Source organism: Bradyrhizobium sp. 186 (genome assembly GCF_023101685.1).
Classification (GTDB): domain Bacteria; phylum Pseudomonadota; class Alphaproteobacteria; order Rhizobiales; family Xanthobacteraceae; genus Bradyrhizobium.
In genome coordinates, this window is record NZ_CP082164.1 from 8591827 (window position 1) to 8610819 (window position 18993).

16 protein-coding genes and 2 pseudogenes are annotated in these 18993 nt (G+C 60.3%); 6 read left to right on the top strand and 12 right to left on the bottom strand.

Annotation, left to right across the window (positions count from 1 at the left end; genetic code table 11):
• Positions 1-25: 25 nt before the first annotated feature.
• The 5 genes from IVB18_RS41075 to IVB18_RS51760 form a co-directional block, all read right to left on the bottom strand.
• The gene (locus IVB18_RS41075; RefSeq protein ID WP_247991855.1) at positions 26-919 is read right to left on the bottom strand and encodes a LysR family transcriptional regulator; all 894 of its coding nucleotides are present in this window, start codon (positions 917-919) and stop codon (positions 26-28) included.
• A gap of 188 nt (positions 920-1107) precedes the next feature.
• The gene (locus tag IVB18_RS41080) at positions 1108-1908 is read right to left on the bottom strand and encodes an ABC transporter ATP-binding protein (protein WP_247985883.1); all 801 of its coding nucleotides are present in this window, start codon (positions 1906-1908) and stop codon (positions 1108-1110) included.
• A gap of 4 nt (positions 1909-1912) precedes the next feature.
• Positions 1913-2761, bottom strand: coding sequence for an ABC transporter permease (locus IVB18_RS41085; RefSeq protein ID WP_247985884.1), 849 nt, complete (start codon positions 2759-2761; stop codon positions 1913-1915).
• Positions 2761-4086, bottom strand: coding sequence for a CmpA/NrtA family ABC transporter substrate-binding protein (locus IVB18_RS41090; RefSeq protein ID WP_247985885.1), 1326 nt, complete (start codon positions 4084-4086; stop codon positions 2761-2763). Before IVB18_RS41090 ends, IVB18_RS41085 begins: the two co-directional genes overlap by 1 nt.
• Positions 4087-4213: 127 nt before the next feature.
• The gene (locus IVB18_RS51760; RefSeq protein ID WP_256476627.1) at positions 4214-4348 is read right to left on the bottom strand and encodes a hypothetical protein; all 135 of its coding nucleotides are present in this window, start codon (positions 4346-4348) and stop codon (positions 4214-4216) included.
• 302 nt (positions 4349-4650) lie between these two features.
• Between IVB18_RS51760 and IVB18_RS41095 the strand changes: the two genes are divergently transcribed.
• From IVB18_RS41095 to IVB18_RS41115, 5 genes and pseudogenes are all read left to right on the top strand, one after another.
• On the top strand, positions 4651-4989 hold the full coding sequence (locus IVB18_RS41095; protein WP_247985886.1) for a hypothetical protein: 339 nt from the start codon (positions 4651-4653) through the stop codon (positions 4987-4989).
• Between the two features lie 432 nt (positions 4990-5421).
• Positions 5422-5937: a MarR family transcriptional regulator gene (locus IVB18_RS41100; protein WP_247985887.1), complete on the top strand. Its 516-nt coding sequence runs from the start codon at positions 5422-5424 to the stop codon at positions 5935-5937.
• A 200-nt stretch (positions 5938-6137) separates the two neighbouring features.
• Positions 6138-7059, top strand: a pseudogene (locus IVB18_RS41105) (dihydrodipicolinate synthase family protein).
• 1958 nt (positions 7060-9017) lie between these two features.
• Complete coding sequence (locus IVB18_RS52050) at positions 9018-9569, top strand: hypothetical protein (protein ID WP_346732584.1); 552 nt, start codon at positions 9018-9020, stop codon at positions 9567-9569.
• Between the two features lie 34 nt (positions 9570-9603).
• Positions 9604-10494: an SMP-30/gluconolactonase/LRE family protein gene (locus IVB18_RS41115; protein WP_247985889.1), complete on the top strand. Its 891-nt coding sequence runs from the start codon at positions 9604-9606 to the stop codon at positions 10492-10494.
• A 45-nt stretch (positions 10495-10539) separates the two neighbouring features.
• On the opposite strand, the gene IVB18_RS41120 is transcribed toward IVB18_RS41115, so the two are convergent.
• The 5 genes from IVB18_RS41120 to IVB18_RS41140 all read right to left on the bottom strand — a co-directional run bounded on the left by IVB18_RS41120 (position 10540) and on the right by IVB18_RS41140 (position 16275).
• Positions 10540-12432: a TRAP transporter large permease subunit gene (locus IVB18_RS41120; protein ID WP_247985890.1), complete on the bottom strand. Its 1893-nt coding sequence runs from the start codon at positions 12430-12432 to the stop codon at positions 10540-10542.
• Positions 12432-13451 (bottom strand): TRAP transporter substrate-binding protein, encoded by a 1020-nt coding sequence (locus IVB18_RS41125; RefSeq protein WP_247985891.1) that lies wholly within the window; start codon positions 13449-13451, stop codon positions 12432-12434. The genes IVB18_RS41120 and IVB18_RS41125 overlap by 1 nt, the downstream gene beginning before the upstream one ends.
• Positions 13452-13643: 192 nt before the next feature.
• Positions 13644-14654 carry a transketolase family protein gene (locus IVB18_RS41130; protein ID WP_247985892.1) on the bottom strand — a complete coding sequence of 337 codons (1011 nt, stop codon included), beginning with the start codon at positions 14652-14654 and terminating at the stop codon, positions 13644-13646.
• Positions 14651-15502 (bottom strand): transketolase, encoded by an 852-nt coding sequence (locus IVB18_RS41135; protein ID WP_247985893.1) that lies wholly within the window; start codon positions 15500-15502, stop codon positions 14651-14653. The genes IVB18_RS41130 and IVB18_RS41135 overlap by 4 nt, the downstream gene beginning before the upstream one ends.
• 23 nt (positions 15503-15525) lie before the next feature.
• Entirely contained in the window at positions 15526-16275 is a 750-nt protein-coding gene (locus IVB18_RS41140; protein WP_247985894.1) for a glucose 1-dehydrogenase, read from the bottom strand.
• Positions 16276-16386: 111 nt separating this feature from the next.
• Here IVB18_RS41140 and IVB18_RS41145 point away from each other — a divergent pair, with 111 nt between their 5' ends.
• A complete protein-coding gene (locus IVB18_RS41145) occupies positions 16387-17304 on the top strand; it encodes a LysR substrate-binding domain-containing protein (RefSeq protein WP_247985895.1) in 918 nt (305 codons plus the stop codon).
• 389 nt (positions 17305-17693) lie between these two features.
• Here IVB18_RS41145 and IVB18_RS41150 read toward each other — a convergent pair.
• Positions 17694-17875: pseudogene (locus IVB18_RS41150) on the bottom strand (peptidase M23); the annotation flags it as partial.
• Between the two features lie 479 nt (positions 17876-18354).
• Positions 18355-18738: a hypothetical protein gene (locus IVB18_RS41160; RefSeq protein ID WP_247985896.1), complete on the bottom strand. Its 384-nt coding sequence runs from the start codon at positions 18736-18738 to the stop codon at positions 18355-18357.
• Positions 18739-18993 lie beyond the last annotated feature (255 nt).

An 18993-nucleotide genomic window follows, 5' to 3' on the forward strand; every position in this document is an offset into this window, starting at 1 on the left:
CGCAGATACACTTGCGCGTATTCGATCACTCGAAGTCGTTCAGATACGCTCTGTCCGTCTTGAAGATCTCATGAAGGAAGCGCAGCAGCGTACGCACCCTACCCATATATTCGATATCCTCATGGACGGAGATGTATAGCGATCGCGTGACCACCACATCCTTCATGAGTCGTACAAGGCGAGGATCCCTTTTTGCGGAAAAGAAGGGCAGAAGGCCGATGCCTCGCCCGACGGCGATCGCATTCTGCTGGGCCGCCATGCTGGTCGATCGAAAGACGACGCTCTCCGGCACCAGGACGTCATGCAGCCATTGCACCGGCTGGATCGCCACGAGATCGTCGACATAATCAATGAAATCGTGACGCTTCAATTCTTCCATGGTGGCCGGCGTCCCCCGTTCCACGATGTACCTGGACGATGCGAACAGCCCAAGCTTGAACTCGCCAGCTTTTTTGACCGAAAGTTTGGGGCCTACGAGGGGAACGAAGCTGATGCACACATCCGCCTCGCGTTTGGTCAGATTGATCAGATGCCTTTCGGTGACAAGCTCCACGACAACGCCCGGGTGCTTCTCATTGAATTGGATCAACTTCTCTGCAAGGTAGAAGGCGGCAATACCCTCCATGCTCGTCAGCCGGACGCGACCACTGGGCTCGGCTGGCGTGGCGCGGAAATCTTCCGATATCACCAGGGCAGCGCCCTCAATTTTCTCGGCCTCCTGGTAGAGCTTGTGCCCGTCCTCCGTCAGCACGAACCCGTTCGGCTTGCGGTCGAAAATCTTGATACCAAGATCCCGCTCAAGCTCTGAAATGCGCCGGCTGACCGTCGTGTGGTCGACTTTGAGGCGCCGCGCGGCCGGCATCAACCGCCCCTGCCGGGCGAGTTCAAGGAAGAATTTCAGGTCGTTCCAGTCGAACATTCGCTCCTGCGTGCCAATCCGGAAGAGGCCAACGACGAAAATCCGACGGTGGGTGACCGCGCGGCGCCCGATCAAACAATCTTCTACGGCGGCTTTCAAGACGCCTGAAACCGATTTCCATACCTTAGGGGTCCTGAGGCCGCCGGTCGCCGCCCGTTCTTGTGGATCGAGGCGCACGACCTCGGCCGCTACCGCTCTCCCATTGCCTGCGGCACGCAGTCTCGCTTGTAGAGATACTCGAGAATTTCCTTTCTGTAGTGCAGACTCCCGGCGTGGGTCGCCAGTTTGAGCCGGTCCCGCGGTCGCAAGGTATCGATCTCCCAAATCCGGCCGATTCGCGCCGCCGGTCCGTTCGAGAGCGCGACGATACGATCGCTCAGGAAGATCGCTTCGTCTATGTCGTGCGTGACCATTACAACGGTGGTCCAGGTCTTTTCCACGATGCGAACCAGTTCGTCCTGAAGGCTCGACTTGGTCAGCGCATCGAGCGCGCCGAACGGCTCGTCCAGCAGCAGCACCTTAGGCTCGACCGCAAAAGCGCGAGCGATGCCCACTCGCTGCTTCATTCCGCCTGACACCTCGAATGGGTATTTGTTGATGGCGTGCTCCAGGTGAACAAGCTTCAGCGCCTGCTCCGAGCGATCTTTCAATTCGGATGCCGCGGCACCCTTGAAGGCCTGTTTGACCGCAAGGTGAACATTTTCGTAGCAAGTCATCCAGGGCAGTAGAGCATGGCTCTGAAAGACCATCGCGCGCTCCGGCCCCGGGCCCGAAATCGTCGTCCCGGCGCAGCGTATTGCACCCTTTGTAGGCGCCAGAAGGCCAGCAACAATGTTTAGCAACGTGCTCTTGCCGCAGCCTGAATGGCCGATCAAGCAGACAAACTCGCTGTTTTCGATAGCCAGCGAGATTCTATCCAGCGCCAGAAGCCCCTTGCCAGAACGGTCAACAAACGACATTGACACATCGTTGATCTCGAGATCGGCCATCGTTCTATTCCCGGAAACTGAGGCCTTCGCCTATTCGCTTGAGCAAAATGTCTAGCGCCAACCCAATGCCGCCGACCAGGACGATGGCGACGATCATGCTCGCGATCTGAAGATTATTCCATTCGTTCCAGATGAAGTACCCGATGCCGCTCTGGGCGCCGACCATCTCGGCGGCCACGATGACGAACCAGGCAATACCGATCGAGATCCTCATTCCCGACAGGATCATGGGTACACTGGCGGGAAAGACGACGCGCGTGACATGCTCTAATCGTGGAAGACCGAATACGCGCGAGACGTTCAGCCATTCGGCGCGCACGGAAGCTGTCCCGGTTGCCGTGCTGATCAACATCGGCCAGACCGAACAGATGAAGATGATGAAGATCATCGAGACGGTGCTGTCGCGGAACGTATAGAGCGCCAGCGGCATCCACGCGAGTGGCGATACCGGTCGCAGGATCTGAATGAAAGGATCAAGCGCGCGATGGCAAGCAGGCCACAGACCGAGCACGAAGCCTAGGGGCACCGCGACGAGCAAGGCCAGCATGAAGCCCAGTGCTACGCGGCCCATGGAATAGGCCAGGTGCCATGCGATGCCGAGATTGTTGGGATTGTCGTGATCGAAAGCGTGTGTGATCAGCTCCCGGCCGCGGAGCTCGACGGCCCATGGTGACGGGATCGCACCGGCCTGCTGGCCCGGCGCGCTCTGGCCGGCGAGGCGGGCATATTCGGCGTCGGCGGCGCTAACACCTCCCGATGAAGCGGCGCTGAACCAGCCCCAGACGCACACAAACACGATGAAAATCGCAACCGAGGATACCCAGGGCTGCTGCAGCCGGCGTGACACCTCCATCAGCCCGCCTTCCGGACCGAAGCTAGGTAGTCCTGCGGCTTATTTGAATCGAATTCCTTCCCGAGAATCCTTTCGGTGCCGAAGCCGACCGCTGGCGGCGTCACGCCCTGCTCGCGCATGATCCGCGCGGCGTCGGTCGCCAGCATCACCTTTTCCGCGAGCACCTTGTAGTCGACGTCCTCCTTCAGCATGTTCCAGCGCCGGAGCTGGGTCATCAACCAGACTGCCGCCGAATATTGCGGAAACGGCTGATAATCAACCCGCCGCGCATCTTTCCGGATGGTGCCAAGGCCGTCGGCATACGTGCCGCTCAAAACCTGCTCGAGGACAATTTCGGGAGCATTGAGATATTGCGGTTCCGACAGCACCTTCGCCATGCCGACCCGGTTCTCCGGCTTCGAGACACGAAGACTGGACGCGATGATGGCGCGGTAGAACGCCATGAACGTGTTGGGATTTTGCTGGATCCAGCTTTCCGCGGCGGTGACGGAGCAACAGGGATGTCCATCCCAGATATCCTTCGAGATCAGATGAATGAAGCCAGCGCCTTCGTAGACCGCGCGCTGCCCGCCCGGCTCGCCGCCGAAAAAGCCATCGATGCTTCCGACGCGAAGGTTCGCCACGTATTCGGTCGGAGGTACGATGCGGTATTTGACATCTTGGTCCGGATCGAGCCCGGCGGCAGCCAAATAGTTGCGGAGCTGCAGGGTCTGGTGACTTTGTTCGAACGGGACTGCGAACGTGAAGCCCTTCCAGTTCTCGGGAACCCGATTGTCCTTGTGCTTGTTGGCAAGGACGAGGGAGTTGCCGTTCTGGTTCAAGATGGTCAGCACCTTGATCGACTGGACGTTACCGCCGAGGCCGGCTGTCATCGTCAAGGGGACCGGCATCACCTGCTGCGAGACGTCCAACTCGCCGTTGAGCATCTTGTCGCGGATCAGCGCGATACCAGCGATCTTCTGCAGACTGACATCCAGGCCTTCCTTGCTGTAGCTGCCGAGCCTCTCGCCGTAGATCAGCGGAACGGCGCAGGTGATCGGCAGGAAGCCAACAGCCAGCTTGGTTTTCTCGAGAGGCCTTCGCTCCTGGGCAATTGCCTTCAAGGTGTCGATTGGCAGGATGCTGGAGAGAGCGCCGATGATCGCCCCAGCGCCGACGGTGCGAAGCAGTTCGCGTCGCAAGATCGGCTGTGGGAAAAGACCATGCAGAAGTGCCTGCTGGATGCTCTGGGACACGGCCTCTTCGACCGTCGGCTGCGCGGGAGCATGCGCTCCGCAACTGCACAGGCTGCCGATGAAGCGATGGTGATGTGAGGCGTCGCGCATTTCTGTCCCCCCTGGTCAAAATGTCCGGCTCAAAATCGTAACATTGACGCTCGAATGGCCTACGGCGAAATTCTGCAGGGGCATCTGCAAGATTCCGCGGACGCCATTCGGATCTGCCAGCTCTGGCTCACTCCGCCGATTGCGGCACCGTCCTTGAGCGTCCGAACAGGATGCGATGCTGCATCTCGTCGAAGCGGCCATCCGCGTTCTTTTCCCGCGTCATCAGCGACACCGCGATCGCCACGGCAAACGACAGCGGCATGCTGATGATGGCCGGGTTGCGCAGCCAGGCGAACCACCAGGCGCCGCTGACACCTGCGCCAGCGGCCTGCCGAGCACGTCGACCTGGATGGTCGGGGACAGCGCAATGAGCACCAGCGAGCTCAACCTCGTCCGCCAGACGCGCGGCGAATATTTGGCCTACCGGCCCGGGAACTGGCTGGTCATTCGCCGAAATCTACAATGTCCAGAAACTCGGCGCAGCGGGCCTGGACAAGGCTGCGCAAGTCGTGATCGCCACGATTCAGCGCGTCTACCGGGCGTCTACCGGAAGAATTTGCCGACATGCAGCAAGCCGAAATCAAGCTGGGGCTGAACGAGAAACTCGGACTCAGCGGTCCGCTTCGCGCATCCGTCCACGCCATAGAAGCTCGGCTGAAGGAGTTCCAAAATCCCCTGCTCGCGAGCGGAATGCTCATGATGCGCCGTCACGAGAAGAATTTCATGCTCCGTCGAGACCAGAGCTACATCGAGGCCTTCCAAGAGAGCGCGAACGACTTCGCCAAGGCTGTCGAGACCTCTGATCTTGCGTCCGCTTCGAAGGCTGACATCGCAGCCAAGCTGCAGAGTTACTTCGCGCCGATGGCCGGAGATCGTCTCGCGGGTCGAGCGCATCGCCAGTAGTCAGCATAGACTTCGGTGGCTCTGGAGCGGCGGCCTCGCTCTCAAGCTGCAATTTCGCGGGGTTCGGGCGCGCCTCGATCAAACATTGAGTACGGCGCGTCCCCTTCGCTCGTCCTGTGCTAGTGAGCTCTTGGTGCGTTGAGACTTGAGCCAGCGCGACGTGGCGATTAAATGTGCCTGAGAACTTGGCGTCACGCTCAAATTGTGCGTTCAAGGAGAAATTTTTGACGGATTTCAGCACAATGGTTGTGTGAAGTTGCGAGGCACAGCGGCGGATCTCCTGCAGATTTGCACCGGGAGCGAGCTCGCGGGATGCAACTTGTCGATCTAACATCCCGCACTTGCCGGGTCGATTCGGTCAGCCAAACATTATTCCTCTCTGTTAAAACTCTGCTAGCGCGAACAGTTCAAGGAAGGAGCTCCTGAAATCCGATGGCGCCGAAATTGCCTAGGCTAACAACACGGCTCGGAAAAAGCTCTGCCGAAAATCAGGATGTACTCAGGCGATTTATGTGGGAGATCAGATCTCTCAATGTGTGCCTGGACGACCTTCGTCAGTACCAGGCGAATGCGCTCGACATTACCGGACCGCAAATGATGATCTTAATGGCGCTCACCGACTTGGAACGGGGAGACGGTGTTCCGGTCAACATGGTTGCAAAATTGATGGAGGTTGGTTCATCTTTCATCACGATGCATTCGAAGCAGCTCGAAGAAAAACGGTTGGTGCGGCGCAAGCCTTGCACTAAGGATGCCCGTTTCGTACACCTGTCGTTAACAGATAACGCTCGCAAGCGTCTTGCGAGCATCGCGGCCCCGCAGCAAGAACTTGATCAGTTTGTTGTCGGAGATCTCGGTATTCAAGAGTTCGCCAGATTGGCTAGCTGCCTAAACGGAGTCAGGCAACGGCTGGAAAAAGCTCGCCTGCATGCCGCACTAAGATCCTGAAATGAACTGAGACAATCCTTGAAGGGAGCGTAGTCATCCTTCTTTGTTTGAGCTTTCTAAGTCGGCGAGGACAAAAATGCCTATCGTCCTTCTTGCCGATTGAAGGCGCGCGACAAATGACCACTCACCATCTGAGGTTTCGTAGGACGCTTGGCCGGCCTCCTAGTACGATCTCGGATCACAGAGAGGCCAAAAGCACGCTGTGTGATCCCTGCTTGAGCTTTAAAGGGGCGGTTGCGCCAACGCCATTCACCGACTCTGGAGATCTCGACCTTGAGGGGCAGCGGCGCGTTTTGGATTGCATGATCGATCAGAAGGTCGACGGAATTTGCATCTGGCTAACTATTCCGAGCAGTTCCTGTTGTCTGATGAGGAACGCAGATTGCTAGTTGCAGCTCTGCCTATCATATGTGGCCGGCCGCAAGCCGGTCATGGTGACATGCAGCCATTTCAGCACTCGTATCGCGGTGGAGCGCGCAGCGCTATGCGGCCGAACGAGGCGCAAGCCTTCTCATGCTGATGCCGCCTTACCACGGCTCAGGTCTCAAGGCGGACGAAGCCCATATGATCGAGCATTTCGCTCGTGTGGCCGATGCGGCAAGGATCCCGATCATGGTTCAGGATGCGCCCCTCAGCGGCGTAACGCTCGCGGTACCTTTTCTCGTGCAGCTGGCACAAGAGGTGCCGCTCGCAAACCATTTCAAGATCGAAGTGCCTTTTGCTGCGGCGAAGCTGCGCAACCTGATCGAGGCAGGAGACGCTGCCATAGCGGGTCCGCTTGACGGAGAAGAAGCCATTACCATGATGGCAGATCTCGAAGCTGGCGCGACCGGGACGATGTCGAGCGCGTTGTGTCCCGATCTGTTGCGCGCTGTTTTCGATCATCATATGGCGGGTCGGAGCACGGAAGCGGCCGCTGCGTATGCAACAGTGCTGCCGTTGATCAACTACGAGAACCGTCAATGTGGCCTGCGCGCTGCCAAGAGCGTGATGAGCGCAGGCAACGTCATCAGATGTGACGCTGTTCGGCATCCGCTGGAGCAAATTCATCCCAAAACGAAAACCGGGCTGATTGAGCTTGCGCGCGGGGTCAACCCGTTGGCCCTCCGCTGGGGACGCTAAATAGCTCTGCTGAAGTGACTTACTCGGCGACACGATGTACGAGGCCGTATGTACCTACAGAATTCAATCCGAGTTTAGAGCTTATCGATGACAAAAGAACTACGTGGCGGCTTGAGGACCGAGCTTGCCGAAAGAGTCATCAAGGCCGCAAAGAAACTAGAATATGGCGACCGGCGATTGAGGCCTCACAGCGGCATCATTCGGTGAGGTGCTTCTCGTTCAGCCGGAGGCCGAAGTGTTTTATGCCGACCTCAATGCTACGTTCCAGCGAATTTCTGGCTCCCTGGACCCCAACCATTTTGGTGCACCGGACATGGCGAATTCCGCTGGGGGCCAAATCCTCTGTGGCGTGGAGGAGGACAAAACAACGCGAAAGCCGAAGGGACTAGATCAAGGGATTTCCGATCCCAAGATCACGCGCGAATAGATACAGCAAGTGGTTGAACAGTCGGGTTCACCCACGCATTGACGGCGTCAGTATCACGCAGATTGTCCTTCCTTCAGGGGCGTCTGTCTTTGTAGTTGAAGCGCCAGCAACTCAGGCCGGACCAAACCAGGCCCGACGATAAAATACTATAAGCGCTTTGACGTTTTCTGCACGCCAATGAAGGACTATGAGATCAAGGACGTATAATGCGCCCGTGGTGAGCAGCCGGCCTTAACCGTGCATTTGCATCGAAGGATTTATTTGGAGGCGATAGCCTCGTTATTCCGATCAAAGCCGTTCTTTTGAACAGGAACTCTACTCCTGCAATTTACATGTCGCGCCGCATCTTTTTTGATCGTCGTTTAGGGTAGTTGATGGAGGACCATTTCAAACGAGCGGAGAGATTTCGCTTGGGCAAGAAGACGTGGTCGCCGGTCCCCCGAACGATTTTCCAATCTTTCGCGAAACGCCCCGAACCCCATTGAGATCAAAATCGCTACGTCTTTGCAGAGGGACACCGACTTATTTCAGTGCAGCCCACGTGGTCGCTTGTATAGGGGCTCAACTTCAGTGGTGAGGGACACTGCCAGCGTCAATTGGCCGGACTAATTGGCTTCGATCACACTCGCGAAAGTTTTTCAGAATTTTCTCGGAGGTATAACCTTCAGCCCGACAAATTCTTCTGGCGCTGAAGGTGTAGTGAGCGCGACTTCCTTCCCCGCCGGAAAAATGAAGAGGATGCTTCGCTAGCCGGCCAAGGCGGACGCCGGCTGAGTGGCGTTGAATGGCGCGATGCCTGGGGCGCGGCCTCAATCGTGATCGCGCGCCCAAAGCATCGCGCGTTCGCGTATCCACAAGAACAGTTGAGTTCGGTCGAAGACACGATTCGTGTTAGGCGTGTGTTCAATGGCGGCCGGCACCGGGCCTGGATTTCTCGATCCCCTGTGGGCCTATAACCGCCGTCCCACGCCGGGTGGACGTCGAGAGATTTTCGACCATCCCGCCGAAACCTACGGGATGTAGGCGTTAAGCAACCGGATGAGACGTGGGGCTGCCCGAAGCGGTACGTAACGCGGACGGCAGGCGGATGCGAGCACAAGAACGGCGGCGACTTCCGTTCCGATGGCGGCCACCACCTCAACCTCAAAGGGTCGGGGCGCGCCAGATCCGGAGGTTTGGCTGATGAAAAAGCCACAAATCCGTGTCCACGTTGACGGTGAATGCCGCCGCTTGGGAGGCCTCGGCCTCCCTTTTTGTTTTTGCAAGAGGCAAGGGCACCAATGCAGCCGCCAATTGGCCAGTTAAGATTTGGTACTAACAGCTAGAGATTTTCAAAATTTTTTCGGCGCCTAAGTTTGCATTCCAAAAATTTTCCTAGCCCCTGAAGCTGTAGCGGGGCGAGATTTCCTTCTGCCCGGCCTAAAAAATCGAGGGGGCCTTTCCGAAGCGCCACGCCAGGAGGCCCGGGCCGCCGGCTGCGTCGCGACCGCGCCCTTCCCAACCAGGCGCTCCGCCAGACGGCGGCGCGAATTTGAACGACAGAGCCTCGCTTCGCCACGCCCTGCCCCGTGCAGTACTTGGCCCACTCACCCATCAACCGGCGCCGCTTCGAAGATCGCTGCGCCGCTTTGGAAACCTCGTTGGGGTAGTCAGTCGTTTCGACGCGCCGGCCGCACGAAGCCGGGGCGCATTCCGCGCATCAATTCCAGCGACCCTCAAGACCAACGGCGGCGCTGCAGCAGCCGTGTTTCAGCCTGGTGATTCGCTGACACTTCCGCCCGCAAAGGCCGCATTACTCACCCGCGAGGATGGACGGGAGGTTCTCGTCGGCATTCGGCCGCAGCACTTCAGCCGGGCTGGCGGCGGACCTCTGCGCAACGGGGTGGTCTCTTATTCGGCCGTCGCCGATCTCATTCAGCCGACGGGTACCCGCACATTCACCACCATCAAGATCGGCGGAGTGGATGCGGTTGCCGAGCTGCAGGCTCATGACGTCAGCAGCCACGGAGAGCGGATCGACCTCGCCATCGACCTCAATCGTGTGGTGTTGATCGATCCAGCCAGCGGCCTGGTCATCGCCTAGCGGGCGCCAACAATCTGGAGAACGGGAGGAAACAATGGCGTCGAGACTCTTTGCCACCGGGATCGGAGCGCCCGAGGGCCCGGCGTGCCTGCCGGACGGGTCGATGTATGTCACGGAGATGTCCGCATCGACTCTTTGCATTACGCGGCTTGACCCCCGCGGCAATCGCAGGGTGATCCGGACGACGGGCGGTCGTCCGAACGGACTGACGACCGATGGCCACGGCCGGATCTGGATCGCAGAAGCCGGTCTTCGGGCGCTGATTTGTATCGACGAAAGCGGCAACGAGATCCGGCGCATGCAGGGCGAAGGTACGGACCGCTTTCTGTTTCTGAACGATCTCTGCTTCGGTCCGAATGGACTGCTCTACATGACCGACTCCGGCACGGCTGCCGAGGATTTCATCAACGGCCAGGCCTTCGTCGACGGCTATATGGACCTTGATTGGGACGGTCGTGTGTATGAGATCGATCCGGCGGCCATGAAGGTCGTACGCGTGCTCGATCGCAAGATCCGCTTCACCAACGGCATTGCTTTCGGTCCCGACAATCACCTCTATGCCAACGCGTCCTTCACCGGCGAGATCTACCGATACGACGTGCTTGACGAAGCCTCACCGAAACGTGTGGTCTTCGGCAACGTCCTGCAGCCTGATTCCAATTCCGACTTCAAAGGGCCGGATGGTATGGCTTTCGGGACGGATGGCCGGCTCTATTGCACGGTCTACAACCAGAAGAACATCACGGTGCTGGACCAACGGGGCGAAGTGGTCGACCGGCTGATCCTGGATGGGCCGCAGCCGACGAATTGTGCCTTTACGCTCGAGGGCAAGAAGCTACGCGTGACTGAAGTTGGCAAAGGGCAGGTCGAAGAGATCGATATGCACTGCGAAGGTCTGCCACTGCATCTGCCGAAATTCGTCTGACGGGGTGCCTCGCGGTTATGTGCCGCGAGGCGTCCGGCCATAACGTCAAAGAAAGCCGATTGATAGCCAGGGCACGGCTGCGACGATCAGTGTGCCGATCAAGAGCGCGACCATGTAGCCCACGATCGGCTTCATTCCCTCGTCCGGATTGATGCGGCTGATCGCGCACGCCGCGTAGTAGCCGACGCCGAACGGCGGCGCGAACAGTCCGATGCCCATCGCGAGAACGACCACCATCGCGTAGTGGACGTCGTGCACCCCCACCTGCCGCGCGATCGGGAACAGGAGCGGGCCGAACAAAACGATGGCCGGGATCCCTTCCAGCACGCTGCCCAGGATCACGAAGGTCACGATCGTTACCGCCAGGAAGACAGGGACGCCGCCGGGAAGGCTGGTCATGAACTTTGCCAAAGAGGCCGAGAATCCCGACTGGGTCAGCGCCCAGGCCATGCCCGTCGCCGCGCCGATGATGAGCAGGATCGCCCCCGACAGCGAGGCCGTCTCGACCAGCATCGGATAGATGCGGCGCCAGTCGAACTGCCGATAGATGAAGAGACCCGCACAGGCTGAGTAAAGGATCCCGATGGTCGAGACCTCCGTTGCCGTCGCAACGCCTTCGACAACGGCGGTCCGGATCACGAATGGCAGCGCGATGGCGGGAATCGCGATCGCGAAGGCGCGGCCAATGTGCCGCCCCGTGGCTCGTTTGACGTGAGACAGATCCTCGCGGCGGTATCGCCACCAAACGACGGCAGCAAGCATGACCGCGAGCACCACGCCGGGGAGCAATCCGCCGGTGAACAGCGCCGAGATCGACACGCCCGTCACCGAGCCGATCGTGATCAGAACCAGTGACGGCGGAATCGTCTCGGTCTGCGCCCCCGTCGCGGCCAGGAGCGCAACGAGATCGCCGGGCTTGGCCCCACGCTGCCGCATCTCGGGAAACAGCACCGGAGCCACCGCAGCCATGTCCGCCGCCTTGGAACCGGAGATGCCGGAGACCAGATACATCGCCCCAACCAGCACGTAGTTCAGCCCGCCGCGGACGTGACCGAGAAGGCTCGCCAGGAAGCTGACCATAGCGCGCGCCATGCCCGTCATCTCAATCAGAAGGCCAAGAAAGACGAAGAGAGGCACGGCGAGCAGGATCAGATGGCTCATGCCCTCGTCCATCCGTCCGATCATCACCACGTCGGGCGTGTTCGTCGTCAGGGCGAGATAGCCCACGGTGGCGAGGCCGAACGCAAACGCGATCGGCACGGCCGCAAAGACCATCGCGCCGACCACGAAAACGAAGAAGATCAGAAGATTCAGATTGCCGAGCGGCTTCAACACCGGCGCCAAGAGAACGAACGTCCCGATAATGCCTGCGACGATCGTCAGAGAGGTCAACAAGCTGCGCAGGTTCGCGATGCGGATGAGCCGGAGGACGGCTGCGATCAGCATCAGCCCGATCCCGATCGGCAGCGCTGCCGCACGCCAGGTGTTGACGATCTCGAGCGCCGGAGTCGTGACGAATGCCTCGTCGGCCGCGAATTCATAGGCCGGCCAAACGACGAGCACGAGAAATGCCAGCGACGCCGCGGCCGCTACGACATCCAGGAACGCGCGACGCTCCGCACTGAGAACGCCGACGATGGCGGTCATCCGCATGTGCCCGCCGCGCTGGAACGCAATCACGGACCCGAGCATGGCGAGCCAGAGGAAGAGAATGCCGGCAAGCTCGTCGGACCAGACGATCGGCGAGCGAAAAACGTATCTGCCCACGATGCCCGCGGACAGGACCGCGATCTCTGCCAGGACGAGCAATGCCGCCGGGACTGCGACGACATGGCCGAGCACAATGTTCGCTGTCACCACCCAACTGCGCGAGCCGGCTTGAGAGGTGCCGGCCGCCGTCCCGGCACCGACATGCGGCGTTTGGCTCATACTGGTCATTATAGCTGGCCCGCGGCTTTTTCGAGCTGCGACCAGGCCTCCTCGCCAAACTTGCCCTTCCAGTCGGCATAGAAGCTGGTTTTGGACAGCGCCTGGCGGAACGCAGTACGATCGACGTCGATGAACTTGAGGCCCTTGGCCGAGAGATCGGTTCGCAATGACTGGCTGAGCTTTGCGATGTCGGCGCGCTGATCGACTGCAGAGCGGTCGAGCTCGCGCATCACGATCTCCTGCACGTCCTTCGGCAGGCGCTCGAAGGCGCGCTTGTTGCCCAGGATCCAGTAGCCATCCCAGACATGCCCGGTCAGGCTGCACGTGCTTTGCACTTCATAAAGACGCGCGGTGGCGATAATCGGCAATGGATTCTCCTGGCCATCGACCACCTTGGTCTGCAACGCGGAATAGACCTCGTTGAAGTTGATCGGTGTTGGCCCGGCTCCGAGCGCCTTGAACAACGAGGTTAACAGCGGCGCGGGTGGAACGCGGATCTGGAAATTCTTCAGATCATCCGGCGTTCGCACCTCGCGGCCTGACGAGGTCACCTGGCGAAAGCCGTTGTCCCAGGCCTTCGACACCGCCATGATCGGTGTCCTGGCAATCTGCGCCCGGATGTAGGTGCCGAGATCGCCGTCCATGGCCTTCCAGACGCTGTCGTAGTCGGCGAATGCGAAGCCCGTGTTCACGATGCCCGCGCTTGGCACCAGGGTGGCAAGGATCGAGGACGATTGATTGAAGAACTCGACGCCACCGCTGCGAACCTGGGTCAGGAGCTCGGTGTCGGAGCCGAGCTGATTGGCCGGGAACAGCCTGATCTCCAACCGGCCGCTGGTCGCTTCGCGGATACGGTCGATCGCCTCTTGCGCCCGGATATTCACCGGATGGGTCGGATCCTGTCCGGTCGCGAACTTGTAGACGAACTCGGCGGCAGACGCCGGACGGGTCAGAATCCCGCAGAGAGGGACGGCCGTGGCCATCAACAGCGAACGGCGGCTGATGCTTCCGGGCTTCGAAACAGTCATGTTTTCCTCCTGATCCTGCATTGACGTTGGTGCCGACTGCATAACCAGCGCTGGCGTGCAGCCTTCCGGGCTCTTCGTTCACCGACTCTCGACCGCTGGCATTTGGACAGGAGCCATCACTCGCCGCCGCAACATGCGACGGGCGTAGCTCCTCACTCGGGCTTGGCTGGGTTGGCGCTTAGCGCCGCTACGCTAAAGCCACTGCTTGATCTGCCGTGCGACCTCTGCGGTGGAAATCCCGTAGCGGTCGTGCAGTGTCGGAAGTGCGCCGGCGTCAAGAAATTCGTCCGGCAATGCGATCTGGCGGAAAGGCGGGTGAACGCCTGAGCGCATCAGAAGGGCGGCAACCGCCTCGCCGAGACCGCCGATCGTTGTGTGGTTCTCGGCAACGACGACAAGGCGGCCCGACTTGCCGACTTCACGCAAGATCGTCTCAGTATCGAGCGGCTTGATGGTTGGAACATGCAGCACCGCGATATCGACGCTGTCGTCCCTCAAGGTTTGCACGGCCTCGAGCGCACGCATGGTCATGATGCCGGATGAGATGACCAGGGCGTCCTTCCCGTCATGGATCAGCTTGGCCTTGCCGAGCTCGAACTTGTAATCATATTCGTCCAGCACGACCGGCACCTGGCCGCGCAGCAGGCGCATGTAGACCGGCCCTTGATGCGCCGCGATGGCCGGCACCAACTGCTCGATTTCGTGAGCATCGCAGGGATCGATGACCGTCATGTTCGGCATGGTGCGAAACAGCGCAAGATCCTCCGCGGCCTGATGGCTCGGGCCGTAGCCCGAGGTCAGGCCGGGCAATGCACAGACGATCTTCACGTTGCGGTCCTCCTCCGCAATCGTCTGGTGTATGAAATCGTAGGCCCGCCGAGACGCGAAGACCGCGTAGGTTGTCGCGAATGGCATGAAGCCTTCGGCGGCGAGGCCGGAGGCGGCGCCAAACAGAAGCTGCTCGGCCATGCCCATCTGGTAATAGCGGTCCGGAAATTCCTTCGCAAAGATGTGCAGGTCAGTGTACTTGCCGAGATCGGCCGTCATACCGACCACATCAGGACGGCTGCGTGCGAGCTCGACGAGCGCGTGTCCAAAGGGCGCAGGTTTCGTTTTCTGCCCCTCCGCCGCGATCGAGGCGATCATGGCAGAGGTGGTCAGACGCGGCTTGCCCGGCTCCGGTGCTGATCTGACGGTCTTCATGCCTGCCTCCCGGCTTCCAGCGCGGCAAGCGCAAGCTGCCATTCGTGCTGCTCGACGCGGATGAAATGGCTCTTCTCGCGCTGTTCCAGGAATGGAACACCCTTCCCCATGAGCGTGTCGGCCACGATCATCCGCGGCTTGGGCTCGGGATTGGACTTGGCCGCGTTGAAGGCGGCAACCACGGCATCGAGATCGTTGCCATCAACGCGCTGCACGAACCAGCCAAAGGCCTGAAGCTTGTCCACCAGCGGCTCGAATGCCATGACCTGCGTGGAAGGGCCGTCCGCCTGCTGATTGTTGACGTCGACGATGCCGATCAGATTGTCCAGCTTGTAATGGCCCGCCGACTGGATGGCCTCCCAGACCGAGCCTTCGTCAAGCTCGCCATCAGAGAACAAGGTGTACACCCGCGCCTCGGATTTCTTGCGCTTGAGCCCAAGGCCGATACCGACGGCAATGCTGAGTCCGAGCCCGAGCGAGCCGCCCGACATTTCCATTCCGGGCGTGTAGGAGGCCATGCCCGACATCGGCAGGCGGCTCTCGTCGCTGCCATAGGTTTCGAGCTCTTCCTCGGGAACGATCCCCGCCTCGATCAAAGCCGCGTAGAGCGCGATGGCGTAATGCCCGTTCGAGAGAAGGAAGCGATCGCGTCCTTCCCAGGACGGATCCTCCGGCCGGTAGCGCATCGCGTGGAAATAGGCCACGGCGAGAACGTCGGAGATGTCGAGCGCCTGCGCGATATACCCCTGGCCCTGGACTTCGCCCATGCGCAGGGCATTGCGGCGAATATTGTAGGCGCGGTCCGCCAGCTTGGGCGTGTTCGTAAGCGTCTCGGTCGAGGTTTCCATGGTCTGGACCTTATCTCGCTGGCTCAGTGGATGAGCATGCCGCCGTTGACGTCGATCACCGCGCCGGTCACGTAGGCGGACAGATCCGAGGCCAGGAAGGTGTAGATGCCGGCGACGTCTTCCGCCGTGCCGAGACGATTGAGCGGAATGCCTTCCAGGATCTTCGCCCTCATCTCATCGGTCAGCTTGCCCGCGGTGATATCGGTGCTGATCAGGCCGGGCGTGACGCAATTGACGCGGATGCCGTCCGGGCCGAACTCACGGGCCATCGCCTTGGCGAGACCAAGCACGCCGGCTTTCGCGGCCGAATAGTGCGGACCACCAAAAATTCCGCCGCCGCGCTGGGCCGAGACCGACGACATGCATGCAATCGATCCGGATTTCCGTGCGCGCATATGCGGGATCACCGCCTGGGAGAGAAACAGGACGCCCTTGAGATTGACGTCCTGAATGCGATCCCAATCGGCCGCCGAAATCTCCAGGAACTTCAACGGCTGGGTGACGCCGGCATTGTTGATCAAAACATCAATGCCGCCAAAGGATTCGATCACGCGGGCGACCGCCTGCTCGCAGGACGATTTGTCGGCGACGTCGCACCCTAGTCCGATGTGGAAGTTACCAAGCGATGCCGCAGCATCCGCGGCAGCGCCAGCGTCAATGTCCAGAATGGCGACCCGAGCGCCCTCGGCGGCGAACCGCCGGGCAGTGGCAAGTCCGATTCCGCGCGGCGAGGCCGCGCCCGAAATGATGGCCGTCTTACCGCTGAGCAGCATCAGTTCCTCCCACGAATTTATTCTTCCTTGGCAAAGCCAAAATTGACCCGCGGAGGGCCAATGGACAAGCGCGCAGTTGTCACGGATCGATGAATCTGGTTCACTTATGGGATGCTGTCGAATGTCCCCATATCGGCAATTCGCGCCTTTGAAGCCGCTGCGCGCACCGGATCGTTTCGCGATGCGGCGAATGAACTTCACCTGACGCCGAGTGCCGTCAGTCACGCGATCCGCAAGCTGGAAGGCACGCTTCGCACCGTTCTGTTCGAGCGCAGTGCACGATCCGTGCGGCTCACGCCGGCCGGCGAGAATCTGATGCGTCACACGGGAGCAGCGTTCGACCAGCTCCGCCGCGGCCTCGAGGAAGTCGCCGCGCGCGGACCACAATTGGTGCGCGTCCATTCCGCGCCGAGCTTTGCCGCGCAATGGCTGGCGCCACGGCTTGCACAGTTTCTCGCTGCTTACCCGAAGCTTGAGGTTCGGCTGGCTGCAAGCACGGACTATGCGCGCTTCAGCAACGATGATTTCGATATCGACATCGTCTACGGTCCGCCGCGCGCGGAAGGTGTCGAAATTGTTGCTCTCCCGGAGGAGACGGTCACGCCGCTCTGCTCGCCCTCGCTCGCAAAATCGATACGAAAGGCTGCCGATCTGCTCGATCAGACGCTCATCCGCTCCGACGTCAAGCGGGTGCAGTGGCACCAATGGTTCACTGCGAATGGCTTGGAAGCACCTGCGCTTCACGGCATGAGATTCGACCGGAGCTTTCTTGCGATTGCGACGGCTGCGGAGGGATTGGGCGTAGCGCTGGAATCAACCCTCCTGGCCGAGCGCGAACTCGCGAGCGGACGATTGGTCGCTCCGCTGGCAGGACGCGCTAACGATATCCGCTACGTTGGTCACCGTCTGATCTACCCGCGCGCCAGCCGACAGAGATCGGCGGTACGAGCCTTCGCAGATTGGCTCATGGCGCAACTCCGCGGCGAAGGCGCGGCACCACCGAGCGAACGCGATCGCAGAGAATCGTAGGCCGGCGCAGGAAATCGTGGAATAGAGCGGGTGAAGCGCTCCGATGCGGAAATTTCTGTCTATTTTCCGTCGTTATTCAATTGCTTTGGCCCATTTACGTCTTGGACGCTTTGTTGGACGTTTTATTGGACATTCCTTCGCGGCTTAACTTGGCCCGTGTGCCGCTGGAAGCTTGTTTTTGCCCCTACGGAAATCCATGAAGTCTTGGCGGTAGCGACTGTACCAATAACACGGCACTGCCGCCCAACACGCTGGCCCCCACGAGGAGCAAAGGCAAGGCGCGCTCCCGAAGCATGTCGTTACTAACGACGTCATTAGTCTCATTCGGCATGCAAAATTGACGGCCGCCTGGAGCCGCGCGAGGTCAAGCTTGGCCATCTCGGCGGCGGGAGGTCCGTGCGCGGGAAGCCGTACCGGTGAACGTCGTCCGAGACGGCGGGCGTGCGGCCGAGCGTCTCATCGACCTTCTGCCAGTCGATGTCTTGCGCATGGGCCGCCGGATGAACGGCTCGGAAACCGGCGACAGTACGCACACGCCGATGCCGATCAGAGCCAGGATTGCTGTTCTCATCGCGATGCTCCTTCCCCGGTTTTTTGTTCTTTGATCTCGCCGCTGCTGCCGACGAGGCGCACTTCCTTGCCGTTCTTCCGCGCCTTCGCGGTGGTGCCCTCGCGGTCTGCTTGATGTCACTGAGTTGCGAGTAGCCGGCCGCCTGGATCTTGGCGACGCGCTCTTCCTGGGTCAGGGCAATGGGCAGGTGACATCACTGCAATAAGCGCCAGCCAGGTGGCTACCTGATAGACCGTTGGTGTCTGCATGTCCTCTCTCCTGGTTATGTCCCAGCCCCAGGTGAAGGTCCGTAGTGCTGCCAAATGATCTCACCAACCGCGGCAGGACGCCGGTTAAGCACGAAGCAGCCCGCAGGACGAGCATCCCAACTTTGAAGCGGTAGGACGGCGCCTGAAATCCGGCGCGGGTCGGCCGAAAAGTCCCCGTCGATGCGAGCATCGAAAGGATCGGCGCGGCTTTGCGGATGAACTCGATTCCCATCACGCGACCTCCAACACAGGTGCAAAGGTTTTGGTTTTCCCTGACCGGCGCTCGATCAGAAGACCGCGCGCAGCCAGATTGGACAGGCGATTATTCCAGGCCGTTGGCGCCAAGCTCTCTTGGCTCTGGGCCGCCAGGCTCGGCGCGCTTGCCGTACCCAGGCGCGCGACGAGATCGAAGGTCGAGCGATGCACCTCGTCGAGTTTGCCCAGAATCTTGGGGTCACGCACTTCGCCCGTCGGCGTCAGACCGCAGATCCACATCGCATCCTTGCGATGGCGCAGAAAAATTTCGAGCTCTTCCATTACTGCCTGAGATGCGTTGGCGATAACAGGGTAGAGTCCCGGCAAGGTGGCACGCGCATGGTCGCGGAAAGCGATCACGCCCTCGCGCAGGAAGGAGGCGGTCGCGACGGTGAGCCATCGAAGTCCAAATAGACAGGCTCCGGCTCGGCGGGCGGACGCGCGGCGGCGACCAGCTTCCCGAGGAGCTGGCGGCCGGCTTGCACGCCGCTGAGCACCGGCTGGCCACCGGCCAGAGTGAGAATCGATAGTTCCACTTTTCTGGCCTCATTGAGTTCAGTGAAGATGGAGAGGGTGTCAAGAGCCGCCGATTTTATTCCCAGCCTCCTGCCACGG